Here is a 22,303-nt window from a genome sequence, read left to right on the forward strand (position 1 = left end):
GTCGCTGCCCGGTGACCGCTCTCGCAGGCTGGCGGCCCTCTTTCCGGCCCGGAGGACCGGAAAGAGGGCTGCACTGATGAAGCGTCAGTCGTCAGTTGTCCGTGCCGTCGCCGGGGACGGCGTCGGCAGGAGCGGTGTGCCAGTTGGTGACGATGGGCTTGTCGACGGTGACGGGGCCGGTGGAGACGCTGGCCGGGTTCGCGTCGGAGGAGCCGATGGCCGCGATGAGGAACGTGAACTCGACGCCCTGGTCACCGTTGGTGGTCTTGGGGTTGATGCCGGCGTAGGCGGTCTTGGAGCCGCTGAGCGTGATCGCCGGGCCGACCGCCTGCTCGGCGTTCGTCGCCTCAATGCCCTTGGAGCCGAAGGAGACCGAGGGCAGCCCACTGGGAATCGTGCACGTGACGCCGGGCTTGGCGCGAGCCGACAGCAGGATGTAGCCGCCCGCCTGCGTCTCGGAACGCGCCGAGAACTTCAGGTCGTTGGCCCCGCAGGACTGCCCGTATCCCTTCTTGCCGTCGCCCGGGGCCGACTCGGAACCCGACGAGGACGAACCGCCCTTCCCCGACGCGCCCCCACTCGAAGACGAACCGGCCGCCTTGCCGCCGTCAGAGCCCTCCTGGGACCCACCGCTCGACGACTCCGCGGTGGCCTTGTCGGATGCCGCGGAGTCGCCGCCCGAGGCCGATCCGCCACCGCCGTCCGGACCGCAGGCGGTGACGGTCACCGCGAGCGCTACACCGGCGGCCGCGGTGAACGCGACACGTCGGATACGGGCGGTGCTGGTGCGGTTCACGGATACTCCTCGTTACGTTCAGGGATGGAGGGATCAGGCTGACGACCTGTCGGTCCCTCGTCGGAAGTTCCTATTCTCACCCACGCCACCTCCGACCCTACGCGCGGGTAACACCCGAACTGGCCGGACAGCTGGAGGCGTTGAATCCAACTGGGGGTGAGGGGCCAAGGCCAGTTCGGCCGGCTCACCCCATGCACCATGCACCAGCTCCGCTCAGGACGAGCTGGCTCCCACCTTTGCCGCCGCAGCCAAGTAGGCTGCCACCAAGGGCCGTTCGTCGTCCCGGCGGGCGGCCACCGCCAGACGGGAGGGGGAGATGCCCCGGACCGGCACGGCGATCACCTCGTCCCGGACGACCAGTGGGGCGTTGCCGGTGGCCAGAAGCACCACGCCCTGGCCGTTGGCGACCGCCTCGTGGGTCTCCTCGGCGCTGCCCACGACCCCGCCTATCAGCGGCGCGCGACCGTCGCGGGCGTCCAGGGCCAGCCAGTAGTCCCGCAGCGGACCGGCCTCGGAGGGGAGGGCGAGGAACGGCTCGTCGAGGAGGTCGGTGAAGTCCACCGCTCCCTCGCAGTCGGCTGCGGCCAGCGCCGCCAGGGGGTGTCCCTGCGGCAGTGCCACAAGGCGTGGCTCCTGGGCCACCACTGCATGCCGGTAGCGGTCGCCGTCCGGCAATGGCAGCCAGATGAAGGCGACATCGCTCGATCCGTCCGCCAACCCAGCACTCGGATCAACCCAGTTGACCTGTCGCAGGACGGGCCGTGCATGCGGATACCGGGACACCAATCGGGTACGCAAGGCGGGCAGCAGCCCTCGGCCCGGGCTGGTGGACATGCCGATGACCAGGGTGTGCAGCTCGGCGGCCCTCGCCTCCTCCACCGCCGCCTCGGCGGCCTCCCATCCGGCCAGCATCCCGCGGGCGTGCGGCAGCAGGGCCTCCCCCACCACGGTTAACCGCACCATCCGCCGGTCCCGATGGAAGAGTTGCGCGCCGACCTGCTTCTCCAGCATCCGTATCTGCTTGCTGAGCGCGGGCTGGGAGACGAACAGCCGCTCAGCGGCCCGGGTGAAGTTCAACTCCTCGGCGACTGCCGCGAAGTAGCGCAGATCGCGTCCATGGACATCCATAACTCATGGCTATCACGACAGGTCTTGGACGTGGTCCCCGATCCCGGCGAAGGATGAGATCTGTCAGCGGGCAGGCACCGAACGGCAGTTGAGAGGAAGACGCAGAGATGACTGAGAACGGCAAGGTCTGGCTGGTCACCGGTGGGAGCAGCGGGTTCGGACGGGCCATCGCCGAGGCCGCGGTCGCCGCCGGTGACACGGTGATCGCGACGGCCCGACGGACCGAGGCGCTGGCCGATCTGGTCGCCGCGCACCCCGACCGGGTGGAGGCGATCGGCCTGGACATGACCGACAGCGAGCGGATCGACGTGGTGGCCGCCGATGTCCTGGCGCGCTACGGCCGGGTGGACGTGCTGGTGAACAACGCCGGGCGCACGCAGGTAGGGGCGTTCGAGGAGACCACCGACCGGGAGCTGCGCGACCTCTTCGAGCTGCATGTCTTCGGCCCGGCGCGGCTGACTCGGGCGCTACTTCCGCAGATGCGGGAGCGGGGCAGCGGATCGATCGTGAACATCAGCAGTTTCGGCGGACAGCTGTCCTTCGCCGGGTTCTCCGCGTACAGCGCGACCAAGGCGGCGCTGGAGCAGCTGTCGGAGGGCCTGGCCGACGAAGTGACGCCGTTCGGCATCAAGGTGCTGATCGTGGAGCCCGGCGCGTTCCGCACCAACCTGTTCGGCAAGGGCGCGGCCTACTTCTCTCAGGAGCACCCGGCGTACGCGGAGAAGGTCGGCGCCACCCGCAGGATGCTGCAGGACGGCGACGGCACCCAGCCCGGGGACCCGGTCAAGGCCGCGGCGGCGATCCGACTGGCCTTGGACGCCGACAAGACCCCGCTGCGGCTCGCCCTCGGCGGCGACGCGGTGGACTTCCTCGTCGGACACCTGGACTCGGTGCGGGCCGAACTCGCTGAGTGGGAAAAGGTCTCTCGGGGGACGGACTTCGACACCCAGTGACGGGCCGGGCGGCGTGGGTAGCGGCCCAGGCGGTACGGGACCTGGTCCAGGCGGTGCGGGACCTGATCCAGGCGGCGCGAGGATCTGATGCTGGCGGCGCGGGGGCCTGGTCCAGTCGGCGCGGGACTTGTCAGCGCTGACAGAACCCGTTCCTCTGCGGTCCTGGGCCACGTGGAGTGACGGCAACAAGGAGCTGAGCTGCCCGCACAGGGCGGCCGGCTGTCAGGCACGTACCGCTAGCTGGACCGGGCGGCGGAACTCCGGCCGCCCGGTGTTGGCTCACCGCTATCGCGCCAGCGTTCCCGCCACCAGCCGCCGCCCGCTCCCGTCCGCGGCCGCCGCCCTCTCAACTGCACACCTTCAAGACCATCTCAGGAGTGCCCTGATGAAACCCCTGCTCACGTCCTCCCCTGCCTCCGGCGCCGCGGCCGATGTGCCGCAGGCAGCTCGGGGCGGGTCCAGCGTGGTGCTCGGCGCCGCCCTGCTCGGCTTCTTCCTCATCTCGCTGGATGCGTTGATCGTCACCGTCGCACTGCCCGACATCGGCCGCAGCCTGAGCAGCGGCATGTCCGGCCTGCAATGGATGGTGGACGGATACACGCTGACATTCGCCGCCCTGATGCTCTCCGCGGGCGCCCTCTCCGACCGCATCGGGGCCCGACAGGCGTACGGCGGCGGGCTGGTGCTCTTCGCGCTGGCCTCGGCCGCGTGCGGACTGGCACCCGGACTCGGTGTGCTGGTGGCGGCGCGGCTGGTGCAGGGAGCCGCGGCGGCGGTGATGATGCCGGCGTCGCTGGCACTGGTCCGGCAGGGCTTCCCTGACCAGGCGAAGCGGGCGCAGGCGATCGCCGTCTGGACCGTGGGCGGCGCGGTCGCGGTGGCGGCCGGTCCGGTGCTCGGCGGGGCGCTCACCGCCACCGTGGGCTGGCGGTGGATCTTCTTCGTCAACCTCCCGGCGGCCCTGCTGGCGCTCGCCCTGCTGGCCCGCGTGCCGGCCTCCCCGCGGCTGCCCGCACGGCTGGACGTAGTCGGGCAAGTGACGGCGGTGGTCGCGATGGGCTCGCTGACGTACGGCGTGATCGAGGGCGGCGACCAGGGCTTCGGCCAACCGCTCGTGGTGGCATCGCTGCTGGTGGCGGCCGCCGCGGCAGCCGCCTTCCGCACCACGCAGGCCAGGGGCGCGCACCCGATGCTGCCCCTGTCACTGTTCCGCTCGCGGGTGGTGGCGGTGTCCCTCGTGGTCGGCTTCATGCTTAACGCCGCCTACTACGGCGGGGTGTTCGTCTTCAGCCTGTACCTCCAGCAGGAACGCGGGCAGTCCGCGCTGCATGCGGGCCTGATGTTCATCCCGATGACGGCACTCGTCGCAGTGGTGAACCTGGCCTCGGCGAAGCTGGCCGCGCTGTTCGGCCCGCGGGTGCCGATGGTGGCAGGACAGCTGGTCGGGACGGCCGGACTGCTGGCGCTGCTCGGCGTCGGCGCGCACACCAACGTCTGGGCGGTGGCGGCGCTGATGGTGCCGGTCGGCCTCGGCGGAGCCCTGACCGTGCCGGCACTCACCGCCATGCTGCTCGACGCAGTCCCCGCGGACCGGGCAGGCACCGCATCCGCCGTCCTCAACACCGGCCGCCAGGTGGGCGGAGCGATCGCAGTGGCGGTCTTCGGGGCGCTGCTGGCGGGGGCGAACACCTTCCTCACCGGAATGCGGTGGAGCATGCTGCTCGCCGCGGCGGGGCTCGTGCTGACCGCGGGCGCGACACTCACGCTGCCGCGGAAGGGGCGCGGGGGCGGGGAGGCGTGAGGCTTGCGGACGGCGAGCTCCCTGGCGCCCGCGTAGCCGCCCCGCCGTGGGCGCACCGGTGCGGGACCGCCCGCGGATCGCCCTCGCAAAGGCTGCGCTCCGGCGGCCCGTGCCACTCCTGGTGCGGAGGGTCGGGCTCTCTGGCGGGCCTGGAGGGAGCGATCTGCTGCGGCGCGGTGGGCACGATGTCGGCCTGGGCACCACCCTGCCGGGCGCGTTCCGCGTACTGGTGGCGGGCAGCTGGGCTCGGTCCAGTCGAGGCGATGGTGCCGACCTCGTCCAGTGTGTCCGACGGCCGCCTGGGCTTCAGTCGGCCGCTATGAGGTGGACTGGGCCAGTTCGGCTTCGGGCACAGCATCACGACGGTTGAATCCGTTCCACGCGGGCGGTGGAGCTTATCTCCGTCACGGTTGGCTGATGGCTGTCTGGGCGGCCTGAGGTGGCGGGGGTGCTGACCCACGTGCCGGGACTGGGACTCGGTGGCCTCGTAATGACCGAACCTTCGCCAGGGCCGGAGCCGCACCCCTATCCCTCTGGGTCACGTACGACAACGCCGGCGAGGTCCGCCTCTCCTCAACGGTCCCCGCCCTCTGGGCAGCGGCCGTCACCGTGGACTGCCGCTGTTTTTCATGAACATCCCATATCGCGTGCCGACTCCCAGACTCCTCCGTCAGCAGATGGAGGAGACGCACATCCCGCCAAGCTGCTGGATCTCCTCCAGCGGGTAGGGGGTCTGCCTGCTCTGGCCCTGGAACTTGCGGTGGAAGTCGGACATCAGTGTGGCGATCGGCGCGTACCGGGCGAGGATCGCCGCGGGCTCCTCTGGGATTCCCGTGGGGCGCTTGCCCTCTGCGTAGGCACGCACCAGCGCGTAGCGCCCCTCCCGGTCCTCCCTCTGGAATCCGTACAAGGCGGTGACCAGCCAGTTCACCAGATACGTGGCGGTGTAACAGCGGTCGTAGGCCTGGTGCCGGTCGAAGAAGTCGACCTCGTGCTGCGACAGCTCGAACCTGGAGGAAAGGGCGAGGCCGTAGTCCGTGAAGTAGAGGCGCCGGCCGTCGGTCAGGATGTTCTCGAAGTGGGCGTCGAAGTGCAGGAGCCCGCGGCTGTTCATGAACGAGGTGCCGGCTGCCAGTTCCCTCTCCACCATGGAGCAGGCTCGGTTGGCGGTCTGGGCTCCTACCTCGACCTGAGTACCCAGCCACTGGTGCAGGTTCTGCGGAATGTACTCCAGGAACAACGCGAGGCTCGCGGAGGACTGCTGGAGAGCCTCAATCCGGTGGCGCACCTGTGATCCGCCGCCCCAGTACGCTACGGCCCGCTCGACGTCGGCCAGTTCCTCGGGGAGGGGCGTCGAGTCCGGCAGCACCCGCCAGTGGTGCATCAGAGGGAAGCCCTCGTATTCCCTCGCGAGCACCCAGTTCGTCGTCATGGTGTGCACGGCGAGTTCTCTCCAGGCCCCGAAGCCCGGCGCGCCGATGGTGCCGATGCCGTAGTGGCAGAATGCGGGCATCTCGCACAGGTTCGCCGTGGACCGGAAGTGGTCAAGGTGCCTCTCCAGGTCGGTGAGGGGCACCCGCTTCACGAAGACCGGCGTTCCGGCGACCTTTAGCAGAGCCGACTTCCCGCCGATTCCCGATCCGACCGGCACGGCCATGTCCACGAGCTCACGCAGGGCGCGATCACTGCACGAGGACAGGGACGTGGAGACGGCGCTATGGGCAGTCAGACGCTCACCGCGCGACATACCGGAGCACTTCACTGCGGCCTCCACCTGGTCGCCGACCTCGAATCTGCAATGGCTACACAGTCCCGCAGAGCGGAGCGACGCGTGGCCCTGCGATGTTGCCTCCGGAGCGGGAAGAGGGGCGGCCAAGGTCCATGAGTGACGACAGACCTCAGCACTCTCCTTGCCCGCACCCTACGTGAAGGCCGACGACAGAAGGGGAGGAACCCGGCGCCTCGGTAGACCGCTGCTGCTCGGTGATTCCGGCTCGTCCGTGTTGCTGTGGCCGGGCTCTGCTCGGGTACCACTCGGAGGCCCGGTGGATGGGCTACGCGAACAAGCACCTGGCTGACATGTTCCCGAACCTGTGCCAACAGCTCGTCCCGCAGCAGGAGTTGAAAGCAACGCTACCGCCGATCCGAGCGCTTCGGGAGCGCTTCGGGCCCGCACCCACCTGGATTCCAAGATCGATTGTCAGTGGTGGGTGAGACGATCGATGCATCGAGTCGGAAGAGGGGGAGCAGTTATGTCCGGAAGCCAGAACTACATCAATCACGTCGCTCTTGTGCTGGATGCCAGTTCGTCCATGTCGCACCTGAGTCGCAAGGTCGTCGAAGTCGCCGACCAGCAAATCGCCTACCTGGCCCGCCGGTCGGAGGAACTGGACCAGGAAACCCGTGTGACGGTGTACGTCTTCGCGGACAAGGTGGAGTGCGTCATCTACGACAAGGACGTGCTGCGTATGCCGTCCCTGAAGCAGTTGTACCGGGTTGGTGGAATGACGGCCCTGCTGGCCGCCACGCTGAAGTCACAGAGGGAGCTGGCGCAGACGGCTCAGCTTTACGGCGACCACAGCTTCCTGACGTTCGTGCTGACCGACGGACAGGAGAACGCAAGTCATCGCTGCCCGGATGCCCCTGCCGGGGAGCCGCGTGACCTGGTGCAAGCCGTGGCCAAGATGGTCGTGACGCAGGAGGACAACTGGACGCTCGCGGTCCTTGTGCCGGACCAGATGGGGAAGCGCGAAGCCATGCAGTGCGGTTTCCCGAAGGACAACATCGCCGTCTGGGATGCCACAAGCACGCAGGGCCTGGAGGAGGCCGGGCAGGTCATCCAGCAGGCGACCGAGAAGTTTATGGTGGGGCGTACCAAGGGCATCCGGGGATCACGGGCGGTTTTCTCTACTGGTGCCGATGCGGTCAACCGCGACACCATAGAGGCTGCCGGCCTCACCCCGGCGAATGCGTCCGAGTACGAGCTGATTACGGTGGCTCGTGAAGCGACGATCCGGAACTGGGTCATCGAATGCGGACACACATACCGCACGGGCTGCGCCTTCTATCAGCTGAGTAAGTCGGAGAAAATCCAGGCACGGAAGCAGATTGCGGTGCTGGAGAAGAAGACAGACCGGGTGTACACGGGACCGGAGGCCCGAGCCCTGCTCGGCCTGCCGGACAGCGAAGTACGCGTCAAGCCGGACCACAACGACGACTTCACGATCTTCGTGCAGAGCACCAGCGTGAACCGGAAGCTGGTACCGCACACGCGCCTCCTGCTGATGGTCTGACGCCGGAACGGCCCCGCCGGCCGACCGGCGGGGCTTTCCGCGCAGGTCGGGCGACGGGGCCGCCCGGGCGTGCGTTGTGCTGGTTGCCTGGCAGGGCTGGCTGGCGGCGATCACGACACGGGGGCACAGGCGTCGATGACGGCTGGTGGGGTGGTGGGCTTCGAGATTCTGAACACCTGGCTACTGACGTAGCGTCAAAGGACTTGCAGCCAGGACGCCGTGACCAGCGTTTTGTGACCCTTGAGCGGCCGATCCAGGGCGTTCTTATCGAGCCTGCTCCTTCACGGAAGGGAGGCCAACCCGCCGGCGGCCATCGCAGCACTCGCGGGGCGGATGGACGGACGAAGGCTCTCACCGATACCTAACCCTGCACAGCCATCCTCAACCGGCTGACCTTCACCGGCGCCATCATCCAGCCCGGCACCGAGCCCCACGGCCTCGCCCCACACCAAGGCTCAAGCCGAACAGACCCATGCCAGCTGACCGGGCGCCGCACAAGAGGAGCCGCCTGACAACCAGCCGGCCCAGCGGACCAGCCAGAAGTCGCCACGACACGGCCACTGCGACTCGCGTCAGGCTACGAGCAGACGGAGGCCGAGATCTGCCGCATCAAGGTCGGCGAGGTCGCTGTTGCGCGTGGCCCATCGGCCGGATTCGAGGTCGTCGCTGAGGCTTCGCACCGCCCGCTGCTCGGCCTCCGGACCGACCCTCGTCCACACCGACATCGCCCGGCGCACGTGATCCTCCAGATACGCCCCCGGTCGGCGCCAGTACGCCTCGAACAGGCCGTCAGCGCAGTCCCACGGGATGGGCACCGGCTCAGCGCGGGCACCGATCGCGTCGACCATCCCTGCAAGCGAGGGGAAGTCCGCGAGGACGGCGGCGAACTCGGGCAGGTAGTCGCGGGTAAGCCAGAACCGGTCCTGCCATCCGGGCTCGTCGGTGTCGAAGGTGAGGACCACTACTCGTCGGGCCACGCGCCGCATCTCGCGCAGACCCGCTATCGGGTCTCCCCAGTGGTGGACGGTGGAGACGGCCATCGCGACGTCGAAGGACCGGTCCTCGAACGGCAGGCTCTCCGCGGCGGCGGCCACGCACGGCGCCGAGCCGGCAGGCCGCTGTCGCCGCATGACCGCCGATGGCTCGACCGCGGTCACCTCGCGATCAGCAGGCTCGTAGGAGCCGGTGCCGGCCCCGACGTTCAGCACCGTCTGCGCATCGCCGAGCGCGTCCCAGATCTGCGCGGCGATCCGTGGCTCGGTACGCCGCGTGGCGGTGTAAGCACCGCCGATCGCCTCGTACAGCCGTGCACCGAGCATCTCCAGTTGCTCCTCCGGCGTCACCTTCACTCCCTTCGCTCGTGCCTTGAGTTCCCGGTCGATGGCCGACACCATGGCGTCAGTGCGATCACGCCGCTCCAGTAGCAGGCCGCGCAGTCGCCGCAGGTGTGCGACCGCGTCGGTGGACGGGTCACCGACCAGTTCCGCAACCTCCCGCAGCCCGAAGCCCAGCCGCCGATAGGCCAGCACCTCCCGCAGCCGCTCCACGTCATCCGCCGAGTAGTCCCGGTACCCGGCCGCCGTCCGCGCCGACGGCCGAACGAGCCCGATCTCGTCATAGTGATGCAGCATGCGGACGCTCACGCCGGCCAGCTCGGCCACGCGTCCCACCGTCCAGTGATCCTCCACGCCACTCACTGTGCCGCCTGACGCCACGTGAGGGTCAAGAGCCGCACTCACGGCAGCAGGGCCGAACTCGAAGCAGCGGTCCGGGACGACTCCCGCAAGCCAGAGCGATGGCATGGTTCAGAGAGCTGCGCATGCCGCCGTCCGGTTCTACGCATGCTGCCGTCCGGATGTTGAAATGACCCAGTGACCAACCACGATGAGGTGGCGGCAATCCGACCGTTGACACTGGCTTGGGTGTGCCGGCACCTGGAAGTCGGCGAACGGATCGTCAGAACCGACGCGCTCCACGGCGGCATCACTGCCGAAATGCGGAGGCTGACCATCGGCACGCGCCATGGAGGTACCCGTGCCCTGGTGCTGCGGACCTTCGTCGATCCGTTTCACGTGGAGCGCGCCGAGGACTCGCTGAACAGGGAGGCCGGCGCCCTGACCCAGCTCGCGGGGACCGGCGTGCCGGCTCCTGGGCTGGTCGCGGTTGATCCGACCGCTGCGCATTGCGAGTATCCGTCGCTCCTGATGACACATCTGGCGGGCCGGCCAGTCCTCAGCGATGAGGGAGTGGAGACGCGCGTGCCTCTGCTGGCCCGTCAACTCGTGGCGATCCATGCGTTCCAACCCGCCAAGCGGCCCCGGCAGTATGCGACGTTGACGACCGCCGACACTGTCGTCACTCCGAAGAGCGCCGACGCGGCGGCATGGGCTGCGGCGATCGACCTGATCCGCAAGCCTGCGCCGCCCTATGAAGGGCGGTTCCTGCACCGGGATTTCCAGCCTGGCAACGTGCTGCTCGACGTGCCGCCCCTGAGCCCGGCAGACGCCCTGATTACGGGGGTCGTCGACTGGGCAGCGGCCTCCTGGGGCCCGGCAGATCTCGATGTGGCGCACTGCTCGACCAACCTCGCGCTACTGCACGGCCCGGCATGGGGTCTGCGGTTCTCCGAGGCATATGAGGAGGTCGGCGGTGTTCTGGCCGCGGACGCGAGCGAGCGGCTGTACTGGCAGGTGCGGGACGGGCTGGCGTGCTCAGAAGAAGTGCAGCAGGTGTCGCAGCCATGGCGGGAGGCAGGAAGGACCGAGCTGACGAAGCGAGTGGTGGAAGAGCGGCTGGACGCCTATGTCACGGCCCTGATGGACACGCTGGGCTGAACCCGAGCGGCCTGGGTCGCGGGCACGGGAGCAAGCACCGGGTCGGCTGTCACGTCCGGGAGCAGAGCCGCTCGCCCACCCGCACCGGTCCCCCACCGTACGGGCTGGCCCCCGACCGACAGCTCTGCTACGCCTTCGAATCGACGGCAAGCGGGGCACGGGCCTCGGTACGGCCTGGCCTGGAGCAGTTGACAGGTTGGGCGGCGTATGGGGAGCGCAGGCGGGCGGATAATCTGGGCCCGTCAGTGAAGATCGCAGAAGGGTGGAACCCATGGCAGACATCATGGAGACGGCGGCGCGGAAGGTCTTCGAGCGTTACGACGTGGACGGGGACGGCCGGGTCACCGCGGACGAATACCGCAAGGTCGTAGCGGAGCTGGAAGGCTCGGAGATCACCGAGTCGCAGGCCCAGGAGCTGATCGACTCGCTCGACACCGATGGCGACCGCCAGATGTCCTTCGACGAGTTCTGGGCAGCCATGAAGGGCTGACGCCGCCGGGGCCCGCCGGCGGGCGTCTGAGCCGCGGGCGGTGCAGTCCGTCCCCCGGTTCGGATCATGAGGCCCGGGCCCTGGCTCAGGCGCTCTGTGCGAGGGCGGCCTCCCCCGCGGCGGGCGCCGGCAGCCCCGGATCGTCCCACCTCGCGACCACCGCCGCACTCGTCTACGTGCACCGGCATGCCAACCCCGCCTGCGCCATGACCTCGCGAACGGCCCCTTCGGCGCGGAACTGGCCGGACGCCTGCGCGATGTGTGGAGTATCGACGTCGGCTCTGTCCTAGCCCACCGCCGTCGATAAATACCTCGACACCGATCGCGGTGATCGGGGACGCTTCGCTCGATGACCAGAATCGACGACACACCGAACGCGTGGGACGAGCGCAGCCAGCTCACCACGTTTCTCGACTACACACGTGACGCCGCCCGGGCCAAGTGCGAGGGCGTCTCTGCGGAGAACGCGCGCAAGGCGCTCTTGCCGGGCTCACCGTTGATGACCATGAGCGGAGTGATCAACCACCTCCGCTGGGTCGAGTACTACTGGTTCCAGGTGGTCTTCCTCGGCGAGGAAGACCGGGGACCCTGGACCGAGGAGGACCCCGACCGCGAGATGCGTATCGCCGTCGACTTCCCACTCACACAGTTGCTCGACGAATACGCCGAACAGAGCGCCGGCTACCGCGAACTGGTTGCCGGGAACGGCCTGGGCAACCAGGCCCAGCGAGCCGTCCGCAACGGCCTCCACGTCGACCTGCGCTGGATTCTCCTCCACCTCACCGAGGAGACCGCCCGCCACAACGGCCACCTGGACATCCTGCGCGAGATGCTCGACGGCACGACCGGCGACTAGGACCTCTTGTGTGGGTCGTGCCGCGGACTGGAGACAGGTACCTCTTCGACGGTGCCGGATGACCGGTCAGGGGAATGGACTGTCGCCTCACCGGGCGCCCTCGGCACGACGGCCCCGGTCCGCGCAGATCCCTCCTCGGAGCGAGAGCCGCTCGTTGCCCGGATGCGTGAATTCCTGCGCTTTCCGGCACCCAGGAGGGTGGCGGCGACGGAGGCGCAGGCGACTGCGGCGATCCCGAGCCACTGGGGCCGGTCGAGGCGCTGGCCGAGGACGAGCAGGCCGAACAGGGCGCCTGCGGCCGGTTCCAGGCTCGTCAGTACGCCGAAGACGCGCGGCGGAATCCGGCGCAGTGCTTCCAGGTTGAGCGAGTACGGCAGCACGCTGGATACCACCGCCACGACGGCCGCCACCCACAGGACGTGCGGGTCCAGCAGGCCGGAGCCGGCGTGCACGATGCCGTAGGGGGCACTGAGCAGCGCCGCCCAGGTGATGGCCACGGCCAGGCCCTGGCCGCCGGTGAGGCGGGTGGCCATGCGGGCGGAGACCAGTATGTATCCGGCCCAGCAGCAGGCCGCCACTACGGCCAGGGCGAGGCCGATCGCGGGCAGAGAGGTAGTGCCTCCGCCGCTGAGTAGGAGTACGCCTCCTGCGGCCAGGCACGCGGGGAGCAGGTCGAGCGCGCGGTGGGAGCCTGCGAGGGCGAGAGCGAAGGGGCCGAGGAATTCGATCGTGGCGACGATCCCGAGCGGGATGTGGCTGACGGCTTCGAAGAAGGCGATGTGGTGTCCGGCGAGGAGCGTTCCGGCGGCGAGTACGGTCTTCCAGGCTCCCTCGGTCGACTTGAGCGCCTGGCGCCTCGGGCGCCACAGCACGCAGAGGATCAGGCCGGCGATGAGGAGGCGCAGGAACACCACGCCCGCAGCCCCTGCCTGGGGATAGGCGCTGGGGGCGAGGGCTGCTCCGAACTGAATCCCGCTCACTCCGGCCAGTACGAGACAGGGCGCGGGCACCTTGCCCGCGACGGCGGAGAATCCTCGGGGCGCACTTCTTTGCTGCATTTCTCCGTCCGCGGTTCGGGGCCCGGGCATGGCGCAGCCCGGGCCGTGGTTCTTGTAGGCGGCCGACGGCATCAACTGCCGCCCCGCCGGGGAATGTTCAACTGGAATCGAACATGAGCAATGTATGATGAGGATCGAACATTCAGCAAGCAAGTGCGAGCCGCGAAGCGATAGGGGCTGAGGGATGCCGGAGCAGGCTGGGGCCCCAGGACACCGACCGGCCCCCGTGCACACCCACCCCGACGACGTCCCCGTGCTCACCGCCCTGTCCGCGCTCGCGGACCCGGTGCGCATGCATCTGATCCGCACTCTGGCGGACCACCCCGACTGGACGCTCAGCTGCAGCAACTTCGACGTATCCGTCGGCAGAGCCGCCAAGAGCCACCACTTCTCCGTCCTGCGCGACGCCGGCCTCGTCGAACAGCGCGACCAGGGCACCAAACGACTCAACCGCCTGCGCCGCGAAGAGTTCGACGCCCGCTTCCCCGGCCTCCTCGACCTGACCCTCCGCGCCGACTAGGGCGGGTCTCGTTGGCTTAACGTCGATCGGGCCAGGGTGCGAGGGTGGTGGCCATGCCGCAGCTCCAAGTGACGGTCCATCGGCATCTGTTCGTCGTGAAGAGGTCAGGAAGGTGCTCGGTCTGCCGGGTGAGGGCAGTCGACGCCTCGTCCGAGCCCTGAGCTAAGACTTTTCCTGGCGAGCGGGCGTCCTCAGCCTTGGGTAGGCGCGTCCAGATCAAGATGGCTGCGAGGTGGAGTGCGCCCTCGTAGGCGATGGCGAGTTTGTCCGTTCGCATGGCCAGGCCGCGCCACTGCTTGAGACGGTTGATGCACCACTCGACGGCGTTGCGCTGCTTGCAGACGGCCGCCAACCGCCCTACCAAGTCGGCCCGTCGGTCTCATTGCAGGGTCTGTTGGGTCCACACCACGAGGAGCGTTTTCCCGCCATGATGGCGGGCGTTACGAGCACTCCCTCATGCGCTCAACTGACCTGCGCATAGTGCACTTTCATCACGGCGTGGGCATGGGCATGATACTCCGCCAGCTGGTGGCCGAAGGTGCCCCCCGTCAGGACATGGCTTCTGAGCAGCATGTTTGGATGTGTTGGTGATTGTTAACGCACAGGAAACATCTGAGCTGCGGACGTATTTGGACCGCATTCTGGAGCACTGGAACAAGGACGAGGACGCCGAGGCGCTCGTCCAGGGAGCGCAGCGGCTGACCAGGGGGGAGGCTCGGCGGCGGCTGTTCAGGTTGGGGCATGCGCTGCGCGAGCAGGGGCTCGCGCCCGGCGACGGAGTGGGGCTGTTCCTGGCCAACCGCGTGGACTCCGTCCTGGTGCAGCTCGCTGTCCATCTCATCGGCTGCCGCGTCGTGTTCCTGCCGCCCGAGCCGGGGCCCGGCGAGCTCGCCGCGCTGGTCGAGCAGTCCCGGGCGCGCGCCGTGGTCACCGACCCGCTCTTCGCACAACGGGCCGCCGACGCGGCCGGGCGCAGCGTCCACTCCCCCGTACTGCTCAGCCTCGGGCCCTGTGAGCAGCAGTGCACAGACCTGCTGGCCGTGGCGGACGAGTGCCCGGACGTGCGCCCCGACGGCGTGCCCGCCCCGGGTGCGGACGAAGCCGTCACCGTCCTCTACACCGGCGGAACCCTGGGCCGCCCCAAGCTCGCCGCGCACAGCCACCGGCTCTACGACATGCTGGTGGACCTGGTGGACGACGACCCGGAGAACTCCGGCCCGGCGTTCTTCCCGGCCATGGACCAGGGCACGGACAGGGTCCTCGCCGCCACGCTGCTCACGCACGGCAGCGGCCACCTCACCTCGCTCCAGGCTCTGGTGACAGGGTCCACCCTCGTCGTGCTGCCCGAGTTCGAGGCGGGCGCGGCGCTGACGGTGCTGCGCGAGGAGCGGATCACCGCCACCATGTTCGTACCGCCCATGCTGTACGCGGTTCTCGACCACCCGGAGTGCGAGCCGGGCGCCCTGCCCGCGCTCCGGCGGGTCGTCGTCGGCGGCGCGGCCACGTCGCCCAGTCGGCTGCAGCAGGCGGTCGAGGTGTTCGGGCCCGTGCTCAGCCAAGGCTACGGGCAGTCGGAGGCGCTCGGGATCACCGCGTTCGGTGCGGAGGATCTCGCCGCGGAGGGAGCCGGGCGCCCCGAGCTCTGGCGCAGCTGCGGTCGCGCGATATCCGACGTCAAGATCGAGATCCGTGCTGAAGACAGCACGGAGGCACTGCCCGTCAGGCAGGTCGGCGAGGTGTGTGTCCACGGCGAGACGGTGATGCTCGGCTATTACGAGGACCCGGAGCGCACCGCGGCGGCGCTGCAGGACGGCTGGCTGCGCACCGGCGACATGGGCTATCTCGACGCCGAGGGGTACCTCTATCTCGTCGACCGGGCCAAGGACATCATCGTCACCGGCAGCACCAGCGACAACGTCTACTCCCGGGTCCTGGAGGACTTCCTGCTCACACTGCCCGGTGTACGCAACGCGGCGGCACTGGGTGTGCCGGACGAGGAGTACGGGGAGGCCGTCCAGATCTTCCTGGCCACGGCCGAGGGCGGCGCCGACGTCGACCCGGAGGCGGTCAGCGCGGCGGTGACCGCCGAGTTGGGAGAGTTGTACACCCCCTGGAAGACGGTGCTGCTGGACCAGCTGCCGACGACGAAGGTCGGCAAGGTGGACAAGAAGGCACTGCGCGCCGCGTGGACGAGCGGGGCCGTGGGCACGCCGTAGGCTCCATTGAGGGGGAGCACACGCCGGCTGTGGCGGAGCACCCCGGCCGATGCGGGGGCAAGTGCGCCGGGATGACGGGGGTTTGTGGCGCACCTCGACTGTCGGCCGTTCATTCCGCTGAGAAGGGCGGCAGTGCGGTGCTGCTGACCTCTGGGGGCCGGCCCCTCTCCGGGTCGGGGAGGGCGCAGGGGCTGTGTCCGCGCCGGAGTCTCCCGGACTCCATCTGTCACCGAGGGCTCGTCGACGGCTGGATCGATCCAGCCGATACACAGCATGCCTGCGCCGCGGTTCTTCACCGCGGCGCAGGCATGTATGGGTTTCGGGGACAGACGTAGGAACCGGGACTCGCAGGTCGGAGAGACGGCTGGCTCAAGTACGGCCGGGGCACGGGTCCGGGAGCGGGAAGGGAGCGAGAGCAAGAGCGGACAACAATGGCGACATCACGGACGAACAGCCGAGACGATCACCGAGTGGTAGCCGCCCATGAAGAGCGGCCGGTCCGGGATCAGTCCAGCGGATTCGGGCCCCTCCGCAACGCTTCGAGCCATAGAATTCGGCAGTGAACGCCGACGACGTCAGGCCGTTGCGCGCCCCTGCGAAATGGAGATCGCATGCAGGACTCTTCGGACTCGATGGAGACTGCCGAGCCTGAGGAAGACGGCCGGCGTGACACCGCCGACTCACCTGTGGTGAACGATCCGACGCCCCACTCGGACGTCGACTCAGCGACGGTATCGATGGTCCTGGCGGAGGTACTCCCGGGGATTGCGGTCGTCTTCGGTGCGGTCCCGGCGGAACTCAAGCTCGATTTGGCCGACTTGGGGCTCGTATCGGCCGCCGACCGCAAGGAGCTCTCCACAGTCCTCGCCTCGGTCGGAAACACGGCGACCGTGGCCGGCAACCTCGGAAACGCGTTCGCCAGTGTGCAGGGGCTCTACAGGATCAGTGACGCGACACAGGCCCTGCTGAAGGCCGGTGGGACGTTCGCGGTCAAGGATGGCGCGAATCTCGGAGCAGTGTTCTCCTCCAGCGGCCGCCTCGTTGCTCAGGGCCGCTTCATCCCCGTGACTGCGGTGAGCGCGGCGCAGACCGCGGCTGCGATCGGGCCGGCGCTGGCCATGGTCGCCCTGCAGATGCAGCTGAGTGAGGTCACAGGTCTGGTCAGAACCAATATCGCGCTGACAAGCCAGGTACTCACGACGATCCGGCACGGGCAGTGGGCGGAGCTGACGGCGCTCGTGGCCACCGTCGATCAGGTCGTTGACCAGGCACGGGAGATCGGATCGGTGCCGACGTCGCTGTGGGACACCATCGCGGGTAAGAAGACGGAACTGCGTAAGCAGCTCGACCTGTACCGGCTGAACGTCGACAGGCACATCCAGCAGATCCCTCGGGGCGACACACATGGGCGCCGTGAGTATCTCGAGACGAACGCCGAGGCAATCGTCTTCGATGTGAACGCCCTGCTGTCCTCCATCAAGGCATGGGCCGGATATCAGGCCCTCCACGCCGCGCGGGCGAGAGCCGCCGGCCCCGAAGACGCCGACGAGGCCCGGCTCGTCGACGCCATTGCGCGCGACACCGGCAAGGAGCTCGACTCCGCTCTCGCCGAGACGAGGAGCCTCGTCGACTCTCTGACACGGGAACTGCGCATCATCGCCGAACTCCCCGGACGCGACACACGGTCACTCCCGGGGAAGCGAAGGGACTCGGTTGCGGCCCGCCAAACCTCTGCCCGGCTCCTGGAGGCAATCGAGCCTCTCGCCGATGCTCTCCATCCGCCGGCCCCTCCGCTCGAGGCTCCGGACGTCGTCTGCGCACCCACATCACTGGATGTCGATCCGTACCTTCGGGTCCTGCGATGGTTCCTCAAGGATGGTGAAGTCCTACGTGTCCTGGGCCTCACCGATCAGCTCGATGCGCTCGGTCCCCTTTCTGCGATCTTCAGCGGAGCGAAGGAGAAGTTGGCGGCAGCGAGGGACAAGGCAGCGGCAAAGACACTGGTCGCCGTCACGGACCGCCGCATCATCACGGCCAGGACGAACTCGTTCCTCGAACAAGGCGAGATCCGTCAGGACATTCCGATTGACCGGGTGCGATACGTCCGGGCAGCCACCACGCAGGGCGGAGGCGAGCGCTTGGCGATCGACCTCATCACGCGCGACGAGAACATCCGGTGGCTCTTCCACCCTGACATCGGCACCACTCAAGTGGACACGCTCGCCGCTGTGCTTGCCGAGTCGATGACGATCCCGGACGTGGAACGCGATGAGCTGCAACGGCGGCGCCACGCCCCCATCGAGGCGGGCAGGAAGAGCGAGGGTACTGGCACGAGGTCTACGGAACGGACTGGTGCCGAGGCCACGGCCTGCGATGCCAAGTAGGCCTCGATCGAGGCAGTTGGCGAATGGGGGCTCCGCGTTGTCCTTCGAGTGCGCACCATGGCACGGCTGCCGGACGAGCTGAGGACTTCGCGCCGCTCCTGCCCGCGAACCCGTGGCTACGGGCCTTCGGGCCTCCGGGCGCATGCTCGGCGCGGCGCGAAGAAGGGGACCTGGCCACGTCAGTGGCCGTTCTCTGGTACTACCGACGCATGGGGATTGAGCGGTTCATCGGCATCGACCTCGCCTGGGCGCAGGGTGGAGCCCGTAGCAAGCCCAACGAGACCGGTGTGGCCGCCATCGACGGTCGCGGCGTGGTGGTTGACTGCGGCTGGACCGTGGGGCTCGAAGAGACGATGGGGTGGCTTGCCGAGGCGACCGCCGGCAGGTCGGCTCTGGCGTTCGTCGACGCGCCGCTGGTCGTTGACAATCCAGCTGGCCAGCGGCCCTGCGAGCGGGAAGTCGGTCAGCGGTACGGCCGGTGGAAGGTGAGCGCGAACAGCACCAACCTGAGCTCTCCCCGTCGGGCCGGAGTGCTGTTGAGGGCGTTGCTGCAGGAGTCCGGCTGGACCTACGACGACGGCAGGAGCGGACCGCCAACGGGTGGGAAGGTGGTCTCCGAGTGCTATCCGTATACGACCTTGGTCGGCGCGTTTGAATTGGGCTACGACCAGGAACGCCCCGCCTACAAGCGCCGGCCCGCGCGAGTGCCGTCGGCGCAGTGGCGAGCGGTCCGGGCGGAGGAGTGCGACACGCTGATCGCACGTATGGCGGGCCTGGCCACCGCCGACCCGCCCCTCCTGCTCTCCTCCCACACGGTGTCCCGTCGGCTGCTCGACGAGCCCTCACCTCAGCCTGCCGCCGACTACAAGCACCGGGAAGACCTCATCGACGCACTGCTCTGTGCGTGGACGGCCGCACTGTGGTCCCGGCATGGACCGGCGCGCTGCCAAGTCCTGGGAGCGGACAGCCTCCTACCCCTCGGATCGGCTCCCACCATCATCGCGCCTGCCCGCCCCGAGCAGACGCGTCGCGGGGCGAGCTGAGCTGCGTCGGCCGGTTGTGCGGGCGCCCGCCGCCGAAGCGGGGCATGGGGCGTGGGCGCCGGGACACCAGGTCGTGCCCCCGGGGTTGCCCATACGGACCTTCCGGCCGACCCGGCGCGGGGATAGGCATGCAGAAACCCTGAAGGAGGTCCTTGTGCGCGCCAGGAAAACACCCGAGAAGCCCCCCGGCCGGCGCCGTACGCCCGACGCACAGCGGCAGACGGCGTCCCCGGCGGGCCCCCGGGGCGGGGCGCTGTCTCCTGAGGCACTCGCGGCCGTGCAGCGAAGCGCCGGGAACGCGGCAGCAGCTCGCCTCGTCGAGGAGCAGCGGGCCACTGCCGGAGCTGCGGACGAACACGCCGAACATGCAGGGCACGCCGAGCATGCGGGGCAGGAGTGCGCGGTGCAGCGGAGCGCCGCCGACGAGGTGGGATCGGTGGTGCGGTCCGCGGGGAGTCGGCTGGCGCCCTCTCTGCAGCGGGAGATGGAAACCCGTTTCGGGGGCGAGGACTTCTCCGACGTCACGGTCCACACCGGCGCCGCCGCCCGCCGCTCGGCCGACGCGGTCGGGGCCGAGGCGTACACCACAGCGACCAACCACATCGTCTTCCGCGCGGGCATCGCCAAGAAGACCCTCGCCCACGAGCTGGAGCACGTCAGGCAGCAGCGTGGTGGGCAGGTGGCCGGCACCGAGACCGGTGGCGGGCTGCGTGTCAGCAATCCTGCCGACCGCTTCGAGAAGTCGGCCGAGCGCACGGCGGACGAGGTGATGCGGGGCGGGGCACCCACCCACCACCGGGCCGCGACGCATGACACGGCGAGCACAGCGAACGCGGCCGGCGGAGCGAGTGGGGCGGAGACGGCGCAGCGCTCGGCCCGGCCGGCGGCCGCGGCCTCGGTGCAGCGCATGCCCAAACAGAAGAAGGGCAAGAAGGCCGCGCAGGACGCCGACACGGCCGCCCCCTCCCAGGCCCCGGCCAAGAGCGAGTTCGAGCAGATCGTCGAGTACTTCTCCGGAATCAATGAGGAGTTCAAGGCGAAGCGGCCGAACGAGCAAGAGCTCATACTGGAGCAGATCGGGGTCACCCCCGACGGCGACCTCTACACGCTGGCCGAGATTAAGAACGACCCGCAGATGGAGGTCGACTTTGCCGAGGCGATGGGCAACACCAAGCACGAGGCGGGCTTCGCGGGCACGGGCGGTGGCAGCAGCGACTGGGCGGCGAGCGCGGTGACGGCGGCACACAAGCAGATGCGCCAAGACCATCCGCACTGGGGCGACAACACCACCCTCCACCACAAGATCTCCCGCAACACGCTCAACGACATCCTCAAGGCAGCCGAACAGGACCGGGCCGCGGCACAACCGCTGTTCGACTTCCTCAAGGAGGTCAAGGAGTATCTGCGTTCCACGGCCGGGGACAAGAAGGCATTCCACAACATGCCCGCGAACCTGGAGATGGGCCCGCTCAGCGAGATGCGCCGCGGCGACCCGGGCTCCGGCACCGACTTCAACCACACCCCGTCCGGCGCCATGACACCACGCTCGGACGAACTCAACGGCGCACTCAGCCTGGCCACCCGCTCCACCGTCGACTGGAACGCCGTAGCCGACAAACTCCGGGCGGCCCAGCACCTCCACGAGACCCGATACGGCGGCGCCATCCTCTCCCCACCCGACATCGCACGCTGGGAGCGACTGGGCGACAAGTGGAAGAAGACCTCCGACTGACGACCGACGACGCCGTCCTGACGGCCCGGCAACGGGCCGGCGTCCCGAGGGCACCGAGACGCCGCGAGGCGGGGACACTGCACGAACGCTGAAAGGCCGACCACAAGGGGGAAGGGCGGCCGTGTGAGCGGAAGGGTGCGCGGCGGCCCTGTCTCCCTGTGGTGAGTGGAGTGGCAGGGACAGGGCTGACGGAGGCGCGCAGCCACGCCCATCGGGCGTCTCAAGCCCGGTCGGGCCGGTCGGGCCACGCCCGGCGTACCGGCCGGAATGCCCCATGCTGGGCGGTAAATGGTGAATGGTGGGTGCGTCACTCGCGACGCCACACGAACAGGACACTCCGTGCCCCACGTCACCAGCCCCGCCCGCGTACGCCGCGGGCAGCGCAGCGCGTCACGGGAAGGCCGGGCCGCGCTCATGCTGGCGGCAGCAGCGGTGCTGTACAACAGCTGGGTCCTTGAGCTCGTCCTGCCCACCGGGCTGGACTCCAGGCACTCCTACGTCAGCGAGCTCTACGCGGCCGACCAGCCCTTCCGCGTGCTGTTCGGCAGCATCGAAGCCCTCTGCGCGGCGCTCGTGATGGTGGCAGCACTCCTCGCAGGCCGCCGCTGCCCCGGGGGACGCTGGGCCCGCGCCGGCTGGGCCTCGGTCCTGGCCCTGGGCATGTCGTCCTGGGGCGACGTCTTGCTGCCCATGCGCTGCGCGCCCTCCGTGGAGTGGGGCTGTGATGCCGTACATCCCTGGCACACCGCCACCAGCGCACTGGCCCACCTCTTCCTCTTCGCCTCCATGGTCTTCTTTTCCGTGGCGAGCGTGGTCGGCCACCCCCGCCTCCCGCTGATCCGCCGCTGGGGCGTACGTGTGCTGGCCGCCGCGATGACGACCGCGGTCAGTACCGTCGGCCCCCTGTTCGGCCACCCGGGCTGGCACGGCATCCCGCAGCGGGCACACCTGCTGCTGGTGGGCGTGTGGTTCGCGCTGCTCGCCACGGAACTGACATCCCTCGCGGCGACGGCAAGCCCAGGCGGCTCCCGTCACGGTGAACGGCACCTGGAGCGGCGGCTGCGGGAAGGGCAAGGTACGGCGCCCTCTCCGGGGCATCGTCACGCCGAACGGCTCCCCGGGAGGCTGCTTCTGAAGGTACGGCAGACGAGGCCCCGGACAAGGGAATGATCCCGCTGTTCGTGTGACACTCTCCCCCG

At 69.1% G+C, this 22,303-nt stretch carries 17 protein-coding genes and 1 pseudogene; 12 read left to right on the forward strand and 6 right to left on the reverse strand.

What is annotated here, in order from left to right; translation table 11 throughout:
* Positions 1-91: 91 nt before the first annotated feature.
* Both ACGFN2_RS10520 and ACGFN2_RS10525 read right to left on the reverse strand, forming a co-directional pair.
* Positions 92-796, reverse strand: coding sequence for a DUF4232 domain-containing protein (locus ACGFN2_RS10520; RefSeq protein ID WP_393359128.1), 705 nt, complete (start codon positions 794-796; stop codon positions 92-94).
* A gap of 213 nt (positions 797-1,009) precedes the next feature.
* Positions 1,010-1,924, reverse strand: coding sequence for a LysR substrate-binding domain-containing protein (locus ACGFN2_RS10525; protein ID WP_393359130.1), 915 nt, complete (start codon positions 1,922-1,924; stop codon positions 1,010-1,012).
* Positions 1,925-2,031: 107 nt separating this feature from the next.
* Between ACGFN2_RS10525 and ACGFN2_RS10530 the strand changes: the two genes are divergently transcribed.
* Positions 2,032-2,877, forward strand: a complete 846-nt coding sequence (locus ACGFN2_RS10530; protein WP_393359132.1) for an oxidoreductase — start codon at positions 2,032-2,034, stop codon at positions 2,875-2,877.
* Positions 2,878-3,262: 385 nt separating this feature from the next.
* Positions 3,263-4,678, forward strand: coding sequence for an MFS transporter (locus ACGFN2_RS10535; RefSeq protein WP_393359134.1), 1,416 nt, complete (start codon positions 3,263-3,265; stop codon positions 4,676-4,678).
* Between the two features lie 670 nt (positions 4,679-5,348).
* Here the strand turns inward: ACGFN2_RS10535 and ACGFN2_RS10540 are convergent.
* On the reverse strand, positions 5,349-6,425 hold the full coding sequence (locus ACGFN2_RS10540) for a protein kinase family protein (protein WP_393359136.1): 1,077 nt from the start codon (positions 6,423-6,425) through the stop codon (positions 5,349-5,351).
* 505 nt (positions 6,426-6,930) lie between these two features.
* Between ACGFN2_RS10540 and ACGFN2_RS10545 the strand changes: the two genes are divergently transcribed.
* Entirely contained in the window at positions 6,931-7,971 is a 1,041-nt protein-coding gene (locus ACGFN2_RS10545) for a vWA domain-containing protein (RefSeq protein ID WP_362610877.1), read from the forward strand.
* Positions 7,972-8,543: 572 nt separating this feature from the next.
* On the opposite strand, the gene ACGFN2_RS10550 is transcribed toward ACGFN2_RS10545, so the two are convergent.
* Positions 8,544-9,641 (reverse strand): MerR family DNA-binding transcriptional regulator, encoded by a 1,098-nt coding sequence (locus ACGFN2_RS10550; protein ID WP_393359443.1) that lies wholly within the window; start codon positions 9,639-9,641, stop codon positions 8,544-8,546.
* Positions 9,642-9,842: 201 nt separating this feature from the next.
* Between ACGFN2_RS10550 and ACGFN2_RS10555 the strand changes: the two genes are divergently transcribed.
* The 3 genes from ACGFN2_RS10555 (at position 9,843) to ACGFN2_RS10565 (ending at position 12,151) form a co-directional block, all read left to right on the forward strand.
* On the forward strand, positions 9,843-10,805 hold the full coding sequence (locus tag ACGFN2_RS10555; RefSeq protein ID WP_393359138.1) for a phosphotransferase family protein: 963 nt from the start codon (positions 9,843-9,845) through the stop codon (positions 10,803-10,805).
* A 271-nt stretch (positions 10,806-11,076) separates the two neighbouring features.
* Complete coding sequence (locus ACGFN2_RS10560; RefSeq protein WP_393359140.1) at positions 11,077-11,295, forward strand: EF-hand domain-containing protein; 219 nt, start codon at positions 11,077-11,079, stop codon at positions 11,293-11,295.
* Between the two features lie 349 nt (positions 11,296-11,644).
* Positions 11,645-12,151: a DinB family protein gene (locus ACGFN2_RS10565; protein WP_393359142.1), complete on the forward strand. Its 507-nt coding sequence runs from the start codon at positions 11,645-11,647 to the stop codon at positions 12,149-12,151.
* On the opposite strand, the gene ACGFN2_RS10570 is transcribed toward ACGFN2_RS10565, so the two are convergent.
* A complete protein-coding gene (locus tag ACGFN2_RS10570) occupies positions 12,148-13,209 on the reverse strand; it encodes a DMT family transporter (RefSeq protein WP_393359144.1) in 1,062 nt (353 codons plus the stop codon). The two genes, ACGFN2_RS10565 and ACGFN2_RS10570, sit on opposite strands and share 4 nt — an antisense overlap.
* A gap of 184 nt (positions 13,210-13,393) precedes the next feature.
* On the opposite strand from ACGFN2_RS10570, the gene ACGFN2_RS10575 reads away from it, so the two are divergent.
* Positions 13,394-13,729 (forward strand): ArsR/SmtB family transcription factor, encoded by a 336-nt coding sequence (locus ACGFN2_RS10575; RefSeq protein ID WP_393359146.1) that lies wholly within the window; start codon positions 13,394-13,396, stop codon positions 13,727-13,729.
* A gap of 172 nt (positions 13,730-13,901) precedes the next feature.
* Here the strand turns inward: ACGFN2_RS10575 and ACGFN2_RS10580 are convergent.
* Positions 13,902-14,066 (reverse strand): annotated as a pseudogene (locus ACGFN2_RS10580) (IS5/IS1182 family transposase); the annotation flags it as partial.
* A gap of 250 nt (positions 14,067-14,316) precedes the next feature.
* Here ACGFN2_RS10580 and ACGFN2_RS10585 point away from each other — a divergent pair.
* From ACGFN2_RS10585 to ACGFN2_RS10605, 5 genes are all read left to right on the forward strand, one after another.
* On the forward strand, positions 14,317-15,945 hold the full coding sequence (locus ACGFN2_RS10585; protein ID WP_393359148.1) for a class I adenylate-forming enzyme family protein: 1,629 nt from the start codon (positions 14,317-14,319) through the stop codon (positions 15,943-15,945).
* 611 nt (positions 15,946-16,556) lie between these two features.
* Positions 16,557-18,329 (forward strand): hypothetical protein, encoded by a 1,773-nt coding sequence (locus ACGFN2_RS10590; RefSeq protein WP_393359150.1) that lies wholly within the window; start codon positions 16,557-16,559, stop codon positions 18,327-18,329.
* Positions 18,330-18,538: 209 nt separating this feature from the next.
* Positions 18,539-19,372, forward strand: a complete 834-nt coding sequence (locus tag ACGFN2_RS10595; protein WP_393359151.1) for a DUF429 domain-containing protein — start codon at positions 18,539-18,541, stop codon at positions 19,370-19,372.
* Positions 19,373-19,526: 154 nt separating this feature from the next.
* Positions 19,527-21,104, forward strand: a complete 1,578-nt coding sequence (locus ACGFN2_RS10600) for a DUF4157 domain-containing protein (RefSeq protein ID WP_393359152.1) — start codon at positions 19,527-19,529, stop codon at positions 21,102-21,104.
* Between the two features lie 339 nt (positions 21,105-21,443).
* Positions 21,444-22,274, forward strand: coding sequence for a DUF998 domain-containing protein (locus ACGFN2_RS10605; protein ID WP_393359153.1), 831 nt, complete (start codon positions 21,444-21,446; stop codon positions 22,272-22,274).
* Positions 22,275-22,303: the final 29 nt, after the last annotated feature.

Origin of the sequence: Streptomyces sp. NPDC048612 (assembly GCF_043199295.1) — a bacterium.
Lineage (GTDB): Bacteria > Actinomycetota > Actinomycetes > Streptomycetales > Streptomycetaceae > Streptomyces.

Excerpts from the sequence above, each read along its gene's own strand:
- ACGFN2_RS10525 (WP_393359130.1), bottom strand. The coding sequence starts at position 1,924 with ATGGATGTCCATGGACGCGATCTGCGCTACTTCGCGGCAGTCGCCGAG.
- ACGFN2_RS10530 (WP_393359132.1), top strand. The coding sequence starts at position 2,032 with ATGACTGAGAACGGCAAGGTCTGGCTGGTCACCGGTGGGAGCAGCGGG.
- ACGFN2_RS10535 (WP_393359134.1), top strand. The coding sequence starts at position 3,263 with ATGAAACCCCTGCTCACGTCCTCCCCTGCCTCCGGCGCCGCGGCCGAT.
- ACGFN2_RS10540 (WP_393359136.1), bottom strand. The coding sequence starts at position 6,425 with ATGTCGCGCGGTGAGCGTCTGACTGCCCATAGCGCCGTCTCCACGTCC.
- ACGFN2_RS10545 (WP_362610877.1), top strand. The coding sequence starts at position 6,931 with ATGTCCGGAAGCCAGAACTACATCAATCACGTCGCTCTTGTGCTGGAT.
- ACGFN2_RS10560 (WP_393359140.1), top strand. The coding sequence starts at position 11,077 with ATGGCAGACATCATGGAGACGGCGGCGCGGAAGGTCTTCGAGCGTTAC.
- ACGFN2_RS10565 (WP_393359142.1), top strand. The coding sequence starts at position 11,645 with ATGACCAGAATCGACGACACACCGAACGCGTGGGACGAGCGCAGCCAG.
- ACGFN2_RS10570 (WP_393359144.1), bottom strand. The coding sequence starts at position 13,209 with ATGCAGCAAAGAAGTGCGCCCCGAGGATTCTCCGCCGTCGCGGGCAAG.
- ACGFN2_RS10575 (WP_393359146.1), top strand. The coding sequence starts at position 13,394 with ATGCCGGAGCAGGCTGGGGCCCCAGGACACCGACCGGCCCCCGTGCAC.
- ACGFN2_RS10590 (WP_393359150.1), top strand. The coding sequence starts at position 16,557 with ATGCAGGACTCTTCGGACTCGATGGAGACTGCCGAGCCTGAGGAAGAC.
- ACGFN2_RS10595 (WP_393359151.1), top strand. The coding sequence starts at position 18,539 with ATGGGGATTGAGCGGTTCATCGGCATCGACCTCGCCTGGGCGCAGGGT.